A 16,687-nucleotide genomic window follows, 5' to 3' on the forward strand; every position below is an offset into this window, starting at 1 on the left:
GGGTTTGCCAACCTCGCTGGGCAAACATAAAAAACCCAAACCATCATAAGACAGTTTGGGTTTTTGGCTGTGAAATAACAGCATTAAATTAGCGTTAACTAACTACGTAATTAAATTACGCGAGCAGCTTCGACTAATCTAACTGCGGTCCATGATTTATCTTTAGAGATAGGACGGCCCTCTGCAATTTCAACGGTATCGCCTTCGTTGTACTGGTTCTCTTCGTCGTGTGCCTTGTAGTTCTTAGAGCGGTTAACGAATTTACCGTAAAGTGGGTGCTTAACACGGCGATCAACACGCACAACAATGGTTTTATCCATTTTGTTGCTCACCACTTTACCAATTAAGGTACGTTGGCGCTTCTCTGTAGTTTGAGTTTCGCTCATATTAGTTACCTGCCTTTTCGGTTAAGATAGTGCGTACACGTGCAATATCGCGACGTACTTTTGACAACTGGCTGCTGTCAGCTAATTGCTGAGTAGCGTGTTGCATACGCAAGTTAAATTGTGCCTTTAGTAAGGACTCGAGCTCTTTATGAAGCTCGGTCACGTCCTTTTCACGTAATTCAGATGCTTTCATAAATACCTCTTATACAATTTGACGTGTGACGAAGGTGGTAGAGATTGGCAACTTAGCGGCAGCTAAGCGGAATGCCTCACGAGCCAATTCTTCGCTTACACCATCCATTTCATAGAGAACCTTACCCGGCTGGATTTCAGCAACCCAGTACTCAGGGTTACCTTTACCGCTACCCATACGAACTTCAGCAGGTTTCTGTGAAATCGGTTTGTCCGGGAAGATACGGATCCATACGCGACCACCACGTTTAATGTGACGCGTCATCGCACGACGAGCCGCCTCAATTTGACGGGCAGTTAAACGACCACGACCGGTCGCTTTTAAACCGAAATCACCGAAGTTTACCTGTGTACCACGAGTGGCTAAGCCAGTGTTACGGCCTTTTTGCTCTTTACGATACTTTCTGCGAGCTGGTGATAACATAATTACTCTCCTTTAGCCTCAGCTGCTGTGTCAGCTTGCTGATTCTGCTGGGCGGCCGCAGGACGGCGACGGCGACGGCGTGACTCAGGACGGTCACCACGAGGGCGACGACGAGCACGACGATCGTCTTCAGCAGGTGTTGCTAACTCAGGTGGCAATTCGCCGTTAGGCAATAAATCACCACGATAAACCCATACTTTGATACCGATAATACCGTAGGTAGTTTCAGCTTCAGACGTTGCGTAATCGATGATAGCGCGTAGGGTATGTAAAGGCACTCGACCTTCGCGATACCATTCGGTACGAGCAATCTCAATACCATTTAAACGACCTGAAGAAGCAATACGGATACCCTTGGCACCGGCACGCATCGCATTAGAGATTGCACGCTTCATCGCGCGACGGAACATAATACGCTTTTCTAATTGCTGAGCGATAGAGTCAGCGATTAGTTGTGCATCGATTTCGGGCTTACGAATTTCTTCAATACCTACGTGAACAGGTACGCTCATTAAGCGCTGTAAGTCGGCATTTAATTGAGCGATATCATCACCGCCTTTACCGATTACAACACCGGGACGTGCTGTATGAATCGTGATACGCGCAGTTTTAGCAGGGCGCTCAATCACAACACGACCTACTGAAGCATTTTTAAGTTTACGCTTCAAGTATTCACGTACTTTAACGTCTTCGTGTAATAAACTACCGAAATTCTTATCGTCAGCATACCAACGTGAATTCCAGTTACGAGATACAGCGAGACGGAACCCGGTTGGGTGTACTTTCTGACCCATTGTGACTCCTTAAACGCCGACTTTTACCACGATGTGGCAAGTCTGCTTCTCAATACGGTTACCACGGCCTTTGGCACGTGCTCTAAAACGCTTCATTGATTGAGCCTTATCAACGTAAATAGTTTTTACGATTAACTCATCAATATCAGCACCGTCATTGTGCTCAGCGTTAGCGATTGCTGACTCTAGAGCTTTTTTGATGATGCCGGCGGCTTTTTTCGGTGTGAACGTCAAAATATTCAACGCTTGCTCAACTGATTTACCACGGATTAAGTCCGCTACAAGACGAGTCTTTTGCGCTGAGATATGTGCGTTACGAACAATAGCTGTTGTTTCCATCACTTACCTCTTAGACTTCTTATCCGCTGCATGACCTTTGTAGGTACGAGTCTGCGCGAATTCACCAAGTTTGTGACCAACCATGTTCTCGTTGATATAAACAGGTACGTGTTGACGACCGTTATGTACAGCAATCGTTAAACCGATAAAGTCCGGTAGGATTGTTGAACGACGAGACCAAGTTTTGATCGGCTTCTTATCCTTGCCTTCAGTAGCTGCCTCAACCTTTTTCATCAAAGAGGCTTCTACGTAAGGGCCTTTTTTAATTGAACGTGACATAGTTTATTGCCCCTTATTTACGCTTACGACGTGAGACGATCATGCTGTCAGTACGCTTATTACGACGAGTTCGGTAACCCTTAGTTGGCGTACCCCATGGGCTTACTGGCTCACGACCTTCACCGGTTCTACCTTCACCACCACCATGTGGGTGATCGATCGGGTTCATTGCCACACCGCGAACGGTAGGACGAATACCGCGCCAACGCATGGCACCGGCTTTACCGTAGTTCTGAAGGCTATGCTCACTGTTGCCGACTTCACCGATAGTGGCGCGGCAATCAATATGCACACGACGTACTTCACCGGAGCGTAGACGAATCTGCGCGTAGGTACCCTCACGTGCCATCAACACAGCAGAAGCACCGGCTGAACGAGCGATTTGACCGCCTTTGCCGGGCAACATCTCAATATTGTGAATGTGTGAACCGATTGGAATATTGCGGATTGGCATCGCATTACCAACACGGATAGGCACTTCAATGCCTGATTCAATCTGTGCACCCACTTCTAATTTCTTAGGCGCAAGAATATAGCGACGCTCACCGTCAGCATAAACCACTAGAGCAATATGCGCCGTACGGTTAGGATCGTACTCAAGACGCTCTACTCTCGCAGGCACACCGTCTTTATTGCGACGGAAGTCGATAATACGGTAATGCGATTTATGACCGCCCCCACGATGACGGGTAGTGATACGACCGTGGTGGTTACGACCGGAACCGCGTTTTTGCGACTCTAATAAAGGAGCATAAGGTGCACCCTTGTGTAGATCCGGGTTAACCACTTTAACCATACCGCGGCGGGCTGGTGATGTAGGTTTAATAGTTACTAATGCCATCTTAGTTCACCTCCGAAAAGTCAAGTTCCTGACCTTTTTTGAGTGATACATATGCGATGCGGACATTTTTACGGCGACCCATAAAACGACCGGCACGCTTTACTTTACCTTTACGGTTTAAAACTGATACAGAGTCAACTTCAACTTCAAATAAAAGCTCAACTGCTGCTTTAATCTCCGGCTTAGTTGCGTCAGGAGCAACACGCAGAGCAATCTGAGGCTGATCCGCAGAACGTTCAGCAATAAACGTTGCTTTCTCAGTAATCACCGGAGCCAGAATGACTTGCATTAAACGTTCTGCTTTCATCCTAAGATCTCCTCAAGTTGGGCAATTGCACCTTTTGTGATCAACACGTTCTTGTAATGAATTAAAGAAAGTGGATCGGCGTAGCTGGTTTCAACAACAGCAACACCTGGTAAATTGCGAGTAGCTAAATAAGTATTTTCGTCTAAATCATCCGTGATCACTAACACCGAATCTAGCACGCCCATTGCTTTTAATTTGCTAGCGGCCATTTTGGTTTTAGGTGCATCAAAGGTGAATGATTCAACGACTGCGATACGCTCTTCACGCGCCAATTGTGACAAGATAGAACGAATACCGGCACGGTACATCTTCTTGTTAACCTTTTGGCTGAAGTTCTCATCAGGCTTGTTAGGGAAAGTGCGACCACCCCCACGCCACAATGGTGAACCAGCAGCACCGGCACGCGCACGACCGGTACCCTTTTGACGCCATGGCTTGCGAGTACTATATTTAACCTCTGAACGATCCTTTTGAGCACGGTTACCGCTACGAGCGTTAGCTTGGTAAGCTACGACGACTTGGTGTACTAATGCTTCGTTGAAATCACGACCGAAAATTGTCTCGGGTGCGCTCACAGCACCGTCAGCAGCGCCTTGTGCATTTAGGAGCTTAAGTTCCATTATTTGGCTCCTTTAACAGTCATTTTAATTGCAGGACGCACGATCACGTTGCCATTTTTATGGCCAGGCACAGAACCCTTAACCATAATCAGACCACGCTCTACATCAACACGGACCACGTCCAAGTTTTGTACTGTGCGAGTGACATCACCCATGTGACCAGCCATACGCTTACCAGGGAAAACACGACCCGGGTCTTGGGCCATACCGGTAGAACCAGGGGCACGGTGGGAGATTGAGTTACCGTGAGAAGCACGCTGAGCGCTAAAGTTATGACGCTTAATCACACCAGCAAAGCCCTTACCAATGGTTGTACCCTGTACATCCACCTTTTGGCCCACTTCAAATAAGCTATCAACAAGAATCTCAGCACCCGCCTCAAACTCAGCAGCAACGGCTGGATCTAAACGGAACTCTTTGAGAATGGTACCGGCTTCTGTGCCGGCTTTGGCGTAGTGACCTGCTAGTGGCTTAGTCACACGGCCGGCACGGCGCTGACCGAACGCAACCTGAACAGCAGCATAGCCATCCGTCTCAACGGACTTCACTTGAGTCACGCGGTTGCCTGATACGTCCAGTACAGTAACTGGGATTGAATCACCGTCTTCGGTGAACAAACGCATCATGCCAACCTTACGACCGACTAGGCCTAACCGATGAGCGGCAGGCGTTGTTGTCGAATTTGACATTTTAATTACTCCATTCCCCACTACGATTGGTGGGGGCTAACATTTATTATGAGGGGTAAATATCTTGCTTTTAAGCATTCGCACCGGACCGCTTGATATAAGCATACTCACCATGGGCAACGAGACCATCGCTCATCATGCTTGGCGGTAAACCGGCTAAGTGAAAACTTAGAGAACTCGCAATCTATTTGCACTAGCCTTGAACTTTATACCGCAAGTATTTCACAACTCTGCGCAGCATAAAGCGCATTTTTAGTAGCTAGCCCACTACTATACCATGAAAGTCTATGCATTCCAAGGGTTTATACTGTTTTTGTTGTTTTTACTCTCTCTCACTATCCCATGCCGCAGGTAGCTCGCTCTGTAAACTAACCTCGCTCACCTCAGGCATCTCCTTAGCGGCTTTGGTACTCAAGCGATTAAAACGCGCTAACTTGGTGGTAATGCCCTGCTGACCAGCAAAGGAACGAGCCATTTGATTGAATAAGCGAGTAGAGCTATTTAAGCTCTGTCCTAATTTACTCATATGCTGTGCCACCAGCGCTGCCTGATTGTATATCGCCATTGCCTCATCACCTAAGGCCAGAGCTTGTTGATGACTATCACTACGCAACCACAAATAGGCCACCGTTTTTAATAAAGGCAATAAGGTGGTCGGTGAGCTTAGGATAATATTTTTATTAAAGGCATAGTGATACAAGGCCTCATCTGCCTTTAGCGCCTCAATAAAGGCGGCTTCAATTGGCATAAAGAGCATCACAAAACCTGGGCTATTAAGCCCTGGCAATTGGCTATAGTCCTTAGCGCTCAGATCATCAATATGCTGGCGTACCGCTTTCACATGCCGCTGTAAATAGTAATTTGCACGCTCCTCATCGTCAGCGGTAATTGCCGCTTGATAATCGACCAGTGAGACTTTACTATCAATCACAAGCTCTTTATCATCGGGTAGGTATACCACCACATCCGGCAGCAAACGCTGTCCACTCTCTTGTCTAAAAGCGACTTGGGTTTTATAGTGCCTATCTTTTTCTAAGCCAGCCTGCTGCAACGCCGACTCCAATTGCAACTCACCCCAGTTACCGAGCGCCTTTTTATCCCCTTTAAGGGCACGTGTCAGCGCTTCCGCTTCCGCTCCGATACGCAAACCAGCATTCATTAACTGCTTAATTTGTTCGGAAATGGCACTGTGCCCCTGCAAAGACTGCCCATGCAAATCATTTATGCGCTGTTGAAATAAATCCAAGCGCTCCCTAAAAGGCCTTAATACCTGCTCTAAAGAACCCTGATTGCGCTCCAATAAGGCACGCCCTTTTTCATCCAGTAAGCGATTCGAGAGTAGCTCAAAACGACGCGCTAATTCCTGCAATTGCTGCTTATTCTGCTCTTCCTGCAACTCTTTATATTGCTGCTCAAAATTAAGCTGCGTAGACAGTGCAATGACTTGCTTATCCAGCTGATCTTTTTCATCATCAAGCATCTTAAGCTCTGCTTCCAACGCTCTCAGCTCCGCTTTCAGGCGCTGATTTTCTTGCTCCCGATCAAATAAACGCCATTCGGCTAAGCGACGATCAGAGCGGGCTTTTAAAAGCAGCAAATACATGCAAAAGAATACCAGCACGGTTGGCACCAACCCCAACGCCAACACCTGATAAACCGACCAACTGGCAAGCAAGGTATCAAACCATTGCAATATCATTGAGCTTAACCCTTGGCAGCCGCTTCGACTGCTGCTTGTTGATGTAAATAGGCGAGCACGGCCTGACGCGTTTCTTCAAGGCTATCATGCATATATCCTTCACCTAAGTCACGCAGCCATTCGCTACGCCAGAGAATGCTTTTAGCCTGTGGTCGCAACCCATAGATAAAAATTGGCACCCCCTGGGCTTGATACGCTTGTAGCATTTCTTTTAAGGCCACTACACCGGAGGAATCCACGTAAATAATCCCGGAAAAATCCAACACCAAGGCTTTTTTAGCCATGGGGTTTAACAGCTTTTGAGTAAGATTGACCGAGCCGAAAAATACCGAGCCAAGCAAGCGATAATAACTCACGCCCTCTTCTTCCGGTGTTTGAGCCAAGTTCTGCTTTTCCGCCACCGTCAACATAGAGACGCGATAAATAAAGGTAAAACACGCTAAAGCAATACCTACCTGCACCGCCACGGTGAGACTCACCATCACCGTCAAGAAAAAGACCGAGAGTAAGGTGGCCGCATAGGCTAAAGTATGCGACGGGATACGTGCAAATTCACGCCACGCCCCCATATTCCACGCCACCGACATCAAAATAGCCGCTAAAGTAGCCAAGGGAATATATTGCGCTAAGGGTGCCGCCACCAGCACCACAACCAATAAGGCGAGCGCATGAATCATACCCGCAATCGGCGTTCTACCGCCGTTTTTTACATTGGTCACGGTACGGGCAATGGTGCCAGTGGCTGGCATACCGCCAAAAAATGGCACCACCATATTCGCAAAACCCTGAGCTAGCAGCTCCTGATTCGGATCGTGCTTATCCTTAATCATATTGTCAGCCACACGTGCACATAATAAAGACTCTATCGCCCCCAGCACGGCTAAGGTAATCGCCGGCATCATTAAGTCACTCATCAGCGCCAGGCTAAAGGCGGGGGTCGTAAACGCAGGTAAGCTCTGCGGTATACCACCAAAACGGCTGCCGATGGTCTCTACCTGCAAATCCCCCAGTTGCACTAACAACACACCGACAATTAAAGCCACAATAGAGCCCGGGATATGCGCTAAAAAACGCATGAGTTTGGGCACAGGGTGTTGACTATCTTTATTGCGCAAGAACCTGCCACTAAGCACCAACACACGCTGCCACAAAAACACGATGGCCAAACACAGCAAGGCCACGATAAAGGCTTGAACATTCATTTGCGGCAAGGCCTGCCACAAACTTTGCATCAAGGGGAAGAAGTCAGCCGGCACATCCTCTAGCGGCAGACCCAGAAAGTCTTTGATTTGAGACACGCCAATCAATACGGCAATGCCATTGGTAAAGCCAATAATGACCGCCACGGGAATAAATTCCACCAAGCCGCCTAAACGCAAAAAGCCCATCAACCACAGAAAAACACCGGACATCAAGGTCGCTAACAGCAGCCCCTCAACCCCATATTGATGCACAATGCCGTAGACAATCACAATAAAGGCACCGGCCGGACCGCCAATCTGCACCCGTGAACCGCTAAATAAAGAAATCAGCAAGCCCCCGATAATCGCTGTAAACAGTCCCGCCTCTGGCTTTAGACCCGAGGCAATAGCAAAGGCCATCGATAGGGGTAACGCAACCACGCTCACCGTCAAGCCTGCGCCCAAATCCTGCAACAATTGCTCTGCCGAATAGCCACGCCTTAACTCATAGATTTTAGGATTAAAACGCATCGTAAACTTCATCAGAACCTCTCAACAGCATAATAAAATCAGAGCGCAACAGCCCCGGCAAGACGACCAATATACTATAGCAGTAGCTAAAACGAAAAGACAGGCTTTAAAAGCCTGTCCTCTATTTTTAGTAATTGTGCAAGCGCACTAATTAATCCTCTTTGCGCTCAATAATTTTACCGTCGGTGGCATCTATTTTTAGCTTAAACTTCGTCGTTGCATTAAGCGTCTCAACCTTATAGTAGGCATTCTGCTCCTTAGCTCGCTTAAGCTCAATCTCCTTAACCCGAGCTTGGGTAGCTTCCTCAGCGATAGTAATGGCGTCCTGCAATGGAATATTTGCTTCTAAGCGAGGCTGATCCTTGAAATAGTCCTTATCAATGCGGTTCTTAAGCACATCACCACTATCCGCATCTACCTCGATTTTATGTCTATCGCTACTTCCCTGAACCTCGATTTCATAAGAGGCACTCTTTCTATCGAGATCCAATTCCAACTCAACGGCGTGACCCGGCGCCTCGCTAGTCGCAATGCTTAGTGCCTGCGCTGGACTGATTTTCAGTGCTTCTATGCGTTGCCATTGATCGGTGGCGGCACTCGCACTAAATGCGGCAATACTCAGGGTGGCGGCAACTAAGGCACCCATACTTTTTTTAATCATTTGCATAACACACTCCTTACTCAATGAATTACTCTGATTTGATTTCATTTTAAGGAGAGTGCTGGTTTTAAAAAGCCCTTTTTAGCAAGCAAATGTTAATGCGACTAATGGCACCTTGCGCCCTCACATCAAAAGTCAAGCCGCTCCAACTCATGCAAAATCCCACAATCTCGAGCTGCCCTAGCTTCTCCGCATTGACTACGTATATGCGCTAGCTCCTCGGCTAAGGCTGCTAACTCCTTGATGCGCTGATTGACATCAACTAAATGCCTATCAATTAAGGCATTAACCGAGGCGCAACTTGCATTTGGTTCTACCCGAGCAACCAAGAGTTTACGTATTTCATCTTGTGACATTTCCAAGGTGCGACAGCGACGGATAAAGATCAATCGCTCCAAATGCTTTTGCTGATATTCACGGTAATTATTATGCAAATTCCGTGGCGCCTCGGGTAACAAGCCCTCTCGCTCATAATAACGAATCGTCTCTACTGGGCAATTAGCTAATTTAGATAACTCACCGATTTTCATGCCTACTCCCTTCGTGCTTGACCCTGTAGTTACTACAGGGTATCTAATAAGTATAAGCCTAATCAGTTCGTCAAGGACAAGGATTGATAACATGGATAGTTTAAAGGAACAAAATCACCAATCAAGCCACCACAACTGTTGCGCTTGTCATGAGCAACATGCCGAAGCGTCAACGGCCTCAGCAAGTGCGACCACAGCAACTTCCGGCGCCATCAAAAACGCCGAACGTACGCAAATTCGCATTCAGCAAATGGATTGCCCCACCGAAGAGGCAATGATTCGACGCCTGTTTGAAAACAAAGCCGATGTGTTACAACTAAATTTTAATTTGATTCAACGCATCCTGACCGTCAGCCATCGCGCTGGCACACTCGACGGTATTCTTGAAAGCATTCGCAGTCTGGGCTTTGAGCCGGAGATACTCACTGCGGAGAGCAGCCGTGGCAGCGAGGTAGTGATAAGCCATCGTCCCTGGTGGCCCTTAGTGATCGCCGCCTTGATAGCCCTGCTTGCAGAGATCAGTTATCTTGCCGCTTGGCCCCAATGGCTGACCGCAGCATTTGCCCTCAGTGCCATTGCCATTGGCGGCCTACACACCTATAAAAAGGGTTGGACCGCACTACGCACTGGCAATTTAAATATTAATGCCTTAATGAGTATTGCCGTCACCGGCGCGCTCTTAATTGGCGAATGGCCAGAGGCGGCGATGGTGATGGTTTTATTTAGCCTAGCCGAAGTGATTGAGGCGCGCTCGCTTGACCGTGCCCGACGTGCGATTAGCCATTTGATGGAGCTAGCACCAGACAAGGCCCTCGTGCTACAAGCGGACGGCAGCTGGCAACATCTACCTGCCCATGAGGTGCCTATCGGCAGCACCGTGCGTATCGCCCCGGGTCAACAAATCCCCTTGGACGGTGAAATTATCAGCGGCTTTTCCAGCGTAAATCAAGCACCCATCAGCGGTGAAAGTCAGCCGGTGGATAAAAGCATCGGCGACCCAGTCTATGCCGGCACCATTAACCTTAACGGCGCCTTTGACTACCAGGTCACTGCCACCGCCGACAACAGTACCTTAGCGCGCATTATTCAGCGCGTTGAAGAGGCGCAACAGGCCAAAGCACCAACCCAACGTTTTATCGATCGCTTTGCCGCTATTTATACGCCGGCTATTTTAGTACTAGCACTTGGTATTGCGCTCCTGCCACCGCTGCTTGTTGACGGTCAATGGTCGGCGTGGATTTATAAAGCCTTAGTCATGCTAGTCATCGCTTGCCCATGCGCACTGGTGATATCAACCCCGGTTTCAATCGTCAGCGCACTGGCCACTGCTGCACGCCACGGTATTTTAATCAAAGGCGGTAGTTACTTAGAAACTAGTCGCTTACTGAATTATTTAACCTTTGATAAAACCGGCACCATCACTGAGGGTAAACCGAGTCTTAACGAAGCACTGATTTTTGATGCAGAACGACAAACAACCATACGTCACATCGCCGCCACCATAGCCTCACGTTCTGACCATCCCATTTCACAAGCGCTTGCCAACGCCTTAAGTAGCGCAGACGACAAGCTAAACGTGACCTCATTTGAAGCCCTGCCTGGTCGCGGCACAAAAGCTCTGATTGAGGGTAACAGCTATTATTTAGGCAGTCATCGCTTAATCCATGAGCTGGGCGTGTGTAGCGAGGCCCTAGAGCAGCAATTAGCCATTTTTGAAGCCCAAGGTAAGAACACCACCCTGCTTTGTAACGATAGCGAGGTGTTAGCGCTTTTTGTGATGGCCGATAGTGTCAAAGCCAGTAGTCGCGAAGCAATTAAGGAACTACATCAGATGGGTATCAACACCATGATGTTGAGTGGGGATAACCAATTAGCGGTTAATTATATTGCTAAGGAAGTCGCGATTGATCAGGCAAAAGGCAATCTACTACCTGAAGATAAGCTACAAATTATTCATGAGTTATCTGCCCACAAGCGGGTGGCGATGGTTGGTGACGGGATTAATGACGCCCCCTCCTTGGCGCGGGCTGATATCGGTATTGCGATGGGCAGCATTGGCTCGGATGCTGCACTGGAAACGGCAGATGTGGCACTGATGGACGATGATTTGCGTAAAATCCCCGCCTTAATTCGTCTTTCTCGCAGCACCCACCGGATTTTGCTGCAAAATATTAGCTTTGCCTTGGGACTTAAGGCAGTCTTTTTAGTCCTGACGCTACTCGGCTATGGCACGATGTGGATGGCGGTGTTTGCCGATATGGGCGCTAGTTTGCTCGTGGTACTAAATGGCTTACGTTTATTGCGCCATCCTCTTTAAAGGCACTCGGGGTGAGCTTCGCTAACAATATCCCACGAGGCCACCCCATGGACTAAGCGCCTGATATATACTCAAAGCGATGGATAATCGCTACTCAAACCCATAGGCAAGGAGCCAATCATTGAAGCCCATTCCTAGCAATCAAAAAACCGCAACCGGTGACAAAACTAGTCGCAAAGCGCTGATGTTACGCGATCAAATGCATGCGCGTGTTGAATCAATCGGCAACCTACTGGTTGAAGCCTTTCACTACTTAGCACTATTTGTGATTGGTGCTATCACGGTCTATGCCGGCACCCTCACCGCCCTTGAGATTTTGGCGCAAAAGCACATCACGGTGGATGATATTTTGCTCCTATTTATTTACTTGGAGCTGGGTGCGATGGTGGGAATTTACTTTAAAACCAATCATATGCCGGTGCGCTTTTTAATTTATGTTGCCATTACTGCGCTGACTCGGATGATGATTTCAGATATTTCTCACCACAACGATCCTAGTATGGGCGTGGTTTATATCTCAGCTGCGATCCTACTCCTGGCGGTGGCAGTCCTAATTGTACGTATCGGCTCCTCGCGCTACCCATCCATCCGCCATAGCTCTAAAGCGACACGCATCAGTGACGAAACGCACGAGGGCATTGAAGATGATCGATATTAACGATGAATGAACAGCAAGCAACCATCCGCTTTTTAAAAGCGATGGCGCCCACCGTGATCGAGACCCATATTTCCATGATTTTTCTCGATGAGCACTATGCTTATAAGTTGAAAAAGGCCTTAACGCTGCCCTTTGTGGATTTTAGTCAAAGCCGACAGCGACTGCTTTCCTGTCAGGATGAGCTTAGACTGAATCGCCGCACGGCAGCGGATTTATATCTTGAGGTACTGCCTATCTACCGCAGCAGCGGGGGGCAGCTAAGCTTTGAGGATAATGGCACTGAAGCAGTGGACGCAGTCTTAAAGATGCGACGCTTTGATTCACGCTTGCTCTTAAGTAAGCTAGCCGAGCAACAGCAACTTAATCAAGGCATGATGAATAAATTGGCCGACACGCTTGCTACCTTTCATCAGCAGGCGGCGATCGCCAATGATCCCCAGGGGGCGCAACGTTTACGTGCGGTCATTGAGCTGAATCGCCGCTCCGAGTTACTGGTCAATCAGAGCTTGGGGCATCAACGCATGAGCGAACTCAATCAAGCACTATTACAGGATACGGCGCGACATGCTGAGTTACTCGACCAACGCGCAGCGACCGGCAAGGTACGTCGCTGTCATGGTGATTTGCACTTGAATAATATCTGCCTCTGGCAGGATCAACCCACCCCCTTTGATTGCTTGGAATTTAATGAGTCCATGGCCACCACCGATATACTCTATGATGTGGCCTTTTTATTAATGGATTTATGGCATTATCAGCAATATGACTTAGCCAATTTCTTGATGAATCGCTATCTTGATGCACAGGACGAAACGGAGGGGTTGGTGCTATTACCCTTATTCATGAGTCTGCGCGCCTCAATTCGCGCCATGGTACTAGCGATTCAAGCAGCCAACACAAGCAATGACACGGAGGCGGCCAAATATCGTCAGCAAGCCGAGCAATTTTTAGATTTAGCCTTTAATTTACTGCAAGGTACTCGCCCACAGCTCATCGCTATCGGTGGTTTAAGCGGCAGCGGCAAATCCACGCTGGCAGCCGCCATCGCTCCCTTTATTGGCACGGCGCCAGGCGCCAGAGTGTTGTCTACTGATCGTATACGCAAAAAGCTCTTTGGTATTAAAGCCGAAGCCAGGCTGCCTGCTGAGAGCTACACCGCAGCGCATTCAGCACGGGTATATCATAAGCAGCGTGAGCTTAGCAGCGCTACCCTAGCAAGCGGTTATAGTGTGATCGCCGATGGCGTATTTGCTAAAGTGGCGGAACGCAATGCCATTGAAGATTGCGCCATCCGGGCTACGACTCCCTTTACCGGAATCTGGCTGCTAGCACCCTCTCCAGAGCTAATACAGCGCGTTGCCAAGCGCAGCAACGACCCCTCTGACGCAACCGTGGATGTGGTTACGATGCAGCTCAAGCTCGACCTGGGTGAGATTCATTGGCACCATCTGATTAGCCAACAAAGCACGCAGACCCTGGGTGAACAAGCCTTAGCCTTAATCAAGTTACAACAAAAGGAGGTACAATGAAAAAAGCCTTTATTCTAATTGACTATTCCTATGACTTTATCGCCGACCAGGGTGCCTTAACCACCGGCCAGCCCGGTCAGGCGCTGGAGCAGGATATTTTAAGCTACTGTCAAGAATTTGTAGACAATGGCGACTACTTAGTGATTGCCATGGACGATCATTTTGAAGGCGATCAGTATCACCCGGAATCCAAGCTATTCCCACCGCACAATCTACACGCTAGCCCCGGTCAACAACTCTATGGTGCAATTCAGGATTACTACGAGCAGGTAAAAACGCGGGACAATGTGCATTTTTACTATAAGACCCGCTATTCCGCCTTTGCCGGCACAAACTTAGATCAAAAGCTACGCGAGCGTGACATCAAGGATATTTATCTTGCCGGCGTTTGTACCGATATATGCATTATCCACACGGCAGTGGACGCCTATAATCTAGGCTACACGATTCACGTACCCGAAAGCTGCGTCGCCAGCTTTAACCAAGCGGGTCATGAGTGGGCGCTAAATCACTTTGAGTCTGCCTTGGGTGCGAAGGTGATTCGTAAGTAATCTGCTATGTAAAAAGCAGAGTGATGATGAATTCACTCTGCTTTTACATAAGGTTAGACCTGGTGCAGTCTACTCTGATTGAGGGATAATAGTGACCGGGCAGATGCCTGCTTGAATCACACCATAGCTCACACCACCCAAAGCCGCACGAATCGGACCCAGACCACGCGAACCCATCACCACCATCTCAATCGGGCTGTCCGTCTCCTGACTGCTACGGATACGATCAATAATACATTGCTTCGGATCACCAACCAATAGCTCAAGGGTATACGGGATCGCATGCTCATCCAAGATGCTCTTACACTCGCTCACGCAGTCTTCAAATAGTAGCTCCTGATATTCTTCAATATCTTTTTGAGAGAACATGCGTTTAGAGTGAATTGTCCTAAAACTCGGCTGCGCGTTCACAACCACAATTTCCGCCTTGTCATTACCAGACAACATTTGGATGGCCCAACGTAACGCAGCATGCGAGTGCTTGGAACCGTCAATTGCTACTAATATCCTATTGATCATATATCACCTCCTTAACTTGAATGCATTGATGGCACAGCGATAATCGCTCTATATCTCAATTATACATGGCGCAACAACACCACTCAGAGCTTTTAGCGCTTATTTAACTGCACTAGACGATTTCTGATAAGCTTCTTCAATGCGTTGACCAACTTCCTGATCGACGTTTTTCCAGTATTCAAAAACTCGCTCTAATACCGGACTACGTACGCCTTGAATTGCACCAACTATTGTTTCTACAAACTGAGTACGTTCTTCATCATTAAAGACTTCCCGCAGCAAGGTACCAGCTTGACCAAAGTCGTCATCTTCGGGGTATAAGCTGTAGGCTTGACGTACTAAATCACCATCAGACTCCCAACCATCCTCAATCTGACCCGTATGATCGGCATAAGGACGGCCTGCGGTATCACTTAAATACGTGGGCTGATTGCCACTATGTTGATAGCTCATATTGCCATCAAACAGGTAGGTATTTGTCGGCACTTTCGGTTGATTCACCGGCAGTTGATGAAAGTTTGTACCAATTCGACGACGTTGTGCATCTGGATAAGCAAAGACACGACCTAACAGCATTTTATCGGGTGATAAACCAATGCCTGGGACTAAATTCGATGGTGAGAAAGCAGCTTGCTCAATTTGTGCAAAGAAATTCTCAGGGTTACGATTCAAGGTCATGCGACCCACTGGAATTAATGGGTAGTCTTTGTGTGACCAGGTTTTGGTCAAATCAAACGGGTTGAAGCGATAACTTCTTGCCTCCTCATAAGGCATGATTTGTACTGACAAAAGCCAAGACGGGTAATCACCACGCTGAATCGCCTCAAATAAATCTCGACGATGCGAATCCGCATCCTTACCACTCATCTCGGTGGCTTCTGCATTAGAATAATTTTCCTCACCCTGACAGCTATGGAAGTGATACTTGACCCAGAAGCGTTCGCCTTTGGCATTAACCCACATATAGGTATGTGAACCGTAACCATTCATATGACGCCAGCTTTTAGGTAAACCACGAGGCCCCATCAAGTAAGTCACTTGGTGAGCAGTTTCTGGGTGTGTAGTCCAGAAATCCCACTGCATATGATTGTCTCGTAAGCCTGAATCTGGCAAACGCTTTTGGCTACGAATAAAATGCGGAAATTTCATCGGGTCACGCACAAAGAAAACCGGCGTGTTATTACCGACTAAATCGTAGTTACCCTCAGTGGTATAGAATTTTAAAGAAAAACCTCGAACATCTCGCCATGTATCCGGACTCCCCTGCTCACCTGCAACGGTTGAAAAGCGCGCTAGCATCTCAGTTTGAACACCTTGTTGAAACAGCGCTGCTTTGGTATAGGCACTCACATCGTGAGTGGTTTCAAATACCCCAAACGCACCGGACCCCTTGGCATGGGGTTGACGCTCAACGGTTTTTTCGCGATTAAAATGCGCTAATGTATCAACTAAATGATGATCGTGTAGGACGATTGGACCGTTAGAACCTACCGTTAAAGAATTGCGGTCACTACTAGCCGGCGAACCATTCACATGCGTTGCTTGGCCTAACTTTTTATCAGAATGATTAGTCATCACTGGCTCCATAATTTGTCTTAAAATCAAAGGAATAGGTCATGCACATGCTAAATAACCTATTC

Annotated in this window: 20 protein-coding genes; 4 read left to right on the forward strand and 16 right to left on the reverse strand. The window is 47.9% G+C overall.

Annotated elements, in window-relative coordinates:
* Nucleotides 1-110: 110 nt before the first annotated feature.
* The 14 genes from rpsQ to cadR form a co-directional block, all read right to left on the reverse strand.
* Nucleotides 111-386 carry a 30S ribosomal protein S17 gene (rpsQ, locus tag HMPREF3179_RS02015; protein ID WP_048767503.1) on the reverse strand — a complete coding sequence of 92 codons (276 nt, stop codon included), beginning with the start codon at nt 384-386 and terminating at the stop codon, nt 111-113.
* A gap of 1 nt (nt 387) precedes the next feature.
* Entirely contained in the window at nt 388-579 is a 192-nt protein-coding gene (gene rpmC / locus HMPREF3179_RS02020) for a 50S ribosomal protein L29 (RefSeq protein ID WP_018026682.1), read from the reverse strand.
* Nucleotides 580-588: 9 nt separating this feature from the next.
* The gene (rplP, locus tag HMPREF3179_RS02025) at nt 589-1,002 is read right to left on the reverse strand and encodes a 50S ribosomal protein L16 (protein ID WP_018026681.1); all 414 of its coding nucleotides are present in this window, start codon (nt 1,000-1,002) and stop codon (nt 589-591) included.
* Between the two features lie 2 nt (nt 1,003-1,004).
* On the reverse strand, nt 1,005-1,796 hold the full coding sequence (rpsC, locus tag HMPREF3179_RS02030) for a 30S ribosomal protein S3 (protein WP_018026680.1): 792 nt from the start codon (nt 1,794-1,796) through the stop codon (nt 1,005-1,007).
* Nucleotides 1,797-1,805: 9 nt separating this feature from the next.
* Nucleotides 1,806-2,135: a 50S ribosomal protein L22 gene (gene rplV / locus HMPREF3179_RS02035; RefSeq protein ID WP_018026679.1), complete on the reverse strand. Its 330-nt coding sequence runs from the start codon at nt 2,133-2,135 to the stop codon at nt 1,806-1,808.
* A 3-nt stretch (nt 2,136-2,138) separates the two neighbouring features.
* Nucleotides 2,139-2,414 carry a 30S ribosomal protein S19 gene (gene rpsS / locus HMPREF3179_RS02040; protein WP_018026678.1) on the reverse strand — a complete coding sequence of 92 codons (276 nt, stop codon included), beginning with the start codon at nt 2,412-2,414 and terminating at the stop codon, nt 2,139-2,141.
* Between the two features lie 13 nt (nt 2,415-2,427).
* Nucleotides 2,428-3,255 (reverse strand): 50S ribosomal protein L2, encoded by an 828-nt coding sequence (rplB, locus tag HMPREF3179_RS02045; protein ID WP_018026677.1) that lies wholly within the window; start codon nt 3,253-3,255, stop codon nt 2,428-2,430.
* A gap of 1 nt (nt 3,256) precedes the next feature.
* Entirely contained in the window at nt 3,257-3,562 is a 306-nt protein-coding gene (rplW, locus tag HMPREF3179_RS02050) for a 50S ribosomal protein L23 (protein WP_018026676.1), read from the reverse strand.
* Nucleotides 3,559-4,182 (reverse strand): 50S ribosomal protein L4, encoded by a 624-nt coding sequence (rplD, locus tag HMPREF3179_RS02055; protein WP_070469488.1) that lies wholly within the window; start codon nt 4,180-4,182, stop codon nt 3,559-3,561. The genes rplW and rplD overlap by 4 nt, the downstream gene beginning before the upstream one ends.
* The gene (gene rplC / locus HMPREF3179_RS02060; RefSeq protein WP_018026674.1) at nt 4,182-4,871 is read right to left on the reverse strand and encodes a 50S ribosomal protein L3; all 690 of its coding nucleotides are present in this window, start codon (nt 4,869-4,871) and stop codon (nt 4,182-4,184) included. Before rplC ends, rplD begins: the two co-directional genes overlap by 1 nt.
* Before the next feature lie 322 nt (nt 4,872-5,193).
* Nucleotides 5,194-6,570, reverse strand: coding sequence for a DNA recombination protein RmuC (rmuC, locus tag HMPREF3179_RS02065; protein ID WP_070469490.1), 1,377 nt, complete (start codon nt 6,568-6,570; stop codon nt 5,194-5,196).
* A gap of 5 nt (nt 6,571-6,575) precedes the next feature.
* A complete protein-coding gene (locus HMPREF3179_RS02070) occupies nt 6,576-8,294 on the reverse strand; it encodes a SulP family inorganic anion transporter (RefSeq protein WP_070469492.1) in 1,719 nt (572 codons plus the stop codon).
* 139 nt (nt 8,295-8,433) lie between these two features.
* The gene (locus tag HMPREF3179_RS02075) at nt 8,434-8,949 is read right to left on the reverse strand and encodes a PepSY domain-containing protein (RefSeq protein ID WP_070469494.1); all 516 of its coding nucleotides are present in this window, start codon (nt 8,947-8,949) and stop codon (nt 8,434-8,436) included.
* Nucleotides 8,950-9,071: 122 nt separating this feature from the next.
* Complete coding sequence (cadR, locus tag HMPREF3179_RS02080) at nt 9,072-9,473, reverse strand: Cd(II)/Pb(II)-responsive transcriptional regulator (protein WP_070469497.1); 402 nt, start codon at nt 9,471-9,473, stop codon at nt 9,072-9,074.
* 91 nt (nt 9,474-9,564) lie between these two features.
* On the opposite strand from cadR, the gene HMPREF3179_RS02085 reads away from it, so the two are divergent.
* The 4 genes from HMPREF3179_RS02085 (at nt 9,565) to HMPREF3179_RS02100 (ending at nt 14,528) form a co-directional block, all read left to right on the forward strand.
* Entirely contained in the window at nt 9,565-11,790 is a 2,226-nt protein-coding gene (locus tag HMPREF3179_RS02085; RefSeq protein WP_070469499.1) for a heavy metal translocating P-type ATPase, read from the forward strand.
* Nucleotides 11,791-11,911: 121 nt separating this feature from the next.
* A complete protein-coding gene (locus HMPREF3179_RS02090) occupies nt 11,912-12,448 on the forward strand; it encodes a phosphate-starvation-inducible protein PsiE (protein ID WP_018026668.1) in 537 nt (178 codons plus the stop codon).
* Between the two features lie 2 nt (nt 12,449-12,450).
* Nucleotides 12,451-13,977 carry a bifunctional aminoglycoside phosphotransferase/ATP-binding protein gene (locus HMPREF3179_RS02095; protein WP_070469501.1) on the forward strand — a complete coding sequence of 509 codons (1,527 nt, stop codon included), beginning with the start codon at nt 12,451-12,453 and terminating at the stop codon, nt 13,975-13,977.
* Nucleotides 13,974-14,528: a cysteine hydrolase family protein gene (locus HMPREF3179_RS02100; RefSeq protein ID WP_070469502.1), complete on the forward strand. Its 555-nt coding sequence runs from the start codon at nt 13,974-13,976 to the stop codon at nt 14,526-14,528. The genes HMPREF3179_RS02095 and HMPREF3179_RS02100 overlap by 4 nt, the downstream gene beginning before the upstream one ends.
* A gap of 69 nt (nt 14,529-14,597) precedes the next feature.
* Here HMPREF3179_RS02100 and HMPREF3179_RS02105 read toward each other — a convergent pair whose 3' ends face one another.
* Both HMPREF3179_RS02105 and HMPREF3179_RS02110 read right to left on the reverse strand, forming a co-directional pair.
* A complete protein-coding gene (locus HMPREF3179_RS02105; protein ID WP_070469504.1) occupies nt 14,598-15,047 on the reverse strand; it encodes a universal stress protein in 450 nt (149 codons plus the stop codon).
* Nucleotides 15,048-15,146: 99 nt separating this feature from the next.
* Nucleotides 15,147-16,622: a catalase gene (locus tag HMPREF3179_RS02110; RefSeq protein ID WP_070469506.1), complete on the reverse strand. Its 1,476-nt coding sequence runs from the start codon at nt 16,620-16,622 to the stop codon at nt 15,147-15,149.
* Between the last annotated feature and the right edge of the window lie 65 nt (nt 16,623-16,687).

Source organism: Oligella sp. HMSC09E12 (genome assembly GCF_001808505.1).
Lineage (GTDB): Bacteria > Pseudomonadota > Gammaproteobacteria > Burkholderiales > Burkholderiaceae_B > Oligella > Oligella urethralis.

Coding starts and splice junctions, on each gene's coding strand:
- rpsQ (WP_048767503.1), bottom strand. CDS start 386: ATGAGCGAAACTCAAACTACAGAGAAGCGCCAACGTACCTTAATTGGT.
- rpmC (WP_018026682.1), bottom strand. CDS start 579: ATGAAAGCATCTGAATTACGTGAAAAGGACGTGACCGAGCTTCATAAA.
- rplP (WP_018026681.1), bottom strand. CDS start 1,002: ATGTTATCACCAGCTCGCAGAAAGTATCGTAAAGAGCAAAAAGGCCGT.
- rpsC (WP_018026680.1), bottom strand. CDS start 1,796: ATGGGTCAGAAAGTACACCCAACCGGGTTCCGTCTCGCTGTATCTCGT.
- rplV (WP_018026679.1), bottom strand. CDS start 2,135: ATGGAAACAACAGCTATTGTTCGTAACGCACATATCTCAGCGCAAAAG.
- rpsS (WP_018026678.1), bottom strand. CDS start 2,414: ATGTCACGTTCAATTAAAAAAGGCCCTTACGTAGAAGCCTCTTTGATG.
- rplB (WP_018026677.1), bottom strand. CDS start 3,255: ATGGCATTAGTAACTATTAAACCTACATCACCAGCCCGCCGCGGTATG.
- rplW (WP_018026676.1), bottom strand. CDS start 3,562: ATGAAAGCAGAACGTTTAATGCAAGTCATTCTGGCTCCGGTGATTACT.
- rplD (WP_070469488.1), bottom strand. CDS start 4,182: ATGGAACTTAAGCTCCTAAATGCACAAGGCGCTGCTGACGGTGCTGTG.
- rplC (WP_018026674.1), bottom strand. CDS start 4,871: ATGTCAAATTCGACAACAACGCCTGCCGCTCATCGGTTAGGCCTAGTC.
- rmuC (WP_070469490.1), bottom strand. CDS start 6,570: ATGATATTGCAATGGTTTGATACCTTGCTTGCCAGTTGGTCGGTTTAT.
- HMPREF3179_RS02070 (WP_070469492.1), bottom strand. CDS start 8,294: ATGAAGTTTACGATGCGTTTTAATCCTAAAATCTATGAGTTAAGGCGT.
- HMPREF3179_RS02075 (WP_070469494.1), bottom strand. CDS start 8,949: ATGCAAATGATTAAAAAAAGTATGGGTGCCTTAGTTGCCGCCACCCTG.
- cadR (WP_070469497.1), bottom strand. CDS start 9,473: ATGAAAATCGGTGAGTTATCTAAATTAGCTAATTGCCCAGTAGAGACG.
- HMPREF3179_RS02085 (WP_070469499.1), top strand. CDS start 9,565: ATGGATAGTTTAAAGGAACAAAATCACCAATCAAGCCACCACAACTGT.
- HMPREF3179_RS02095 (WP_070469501.1), top strand. CDS start 12,451: ATGAATGAACAGCAAGCAACCATCCGCTTTTTAAAAGCGATGGCGCCC.
- HMPREF3179_RS02100 (WP_070469502.1), top strand. CDS start 13,974: ATGAAAAAAGCCTTTATTCTAATTGACTATTCCTATGACTTTATCGCC.
- HMPREF3179_RS02105 (WP_070469504.1), bottom strand. CDS start 15,047: ATGATCAATAGGATATTAGTAGCAATTGACGGTTCCAAGCACTCGCAT.
- HMPREF3179_RS02110 (WP_070469506.1), bottom strand. CDS start 16,622: ATGACTAATCATTCTGATAAAAAGTTAGGCCAAGCAACGCATGTGAAT.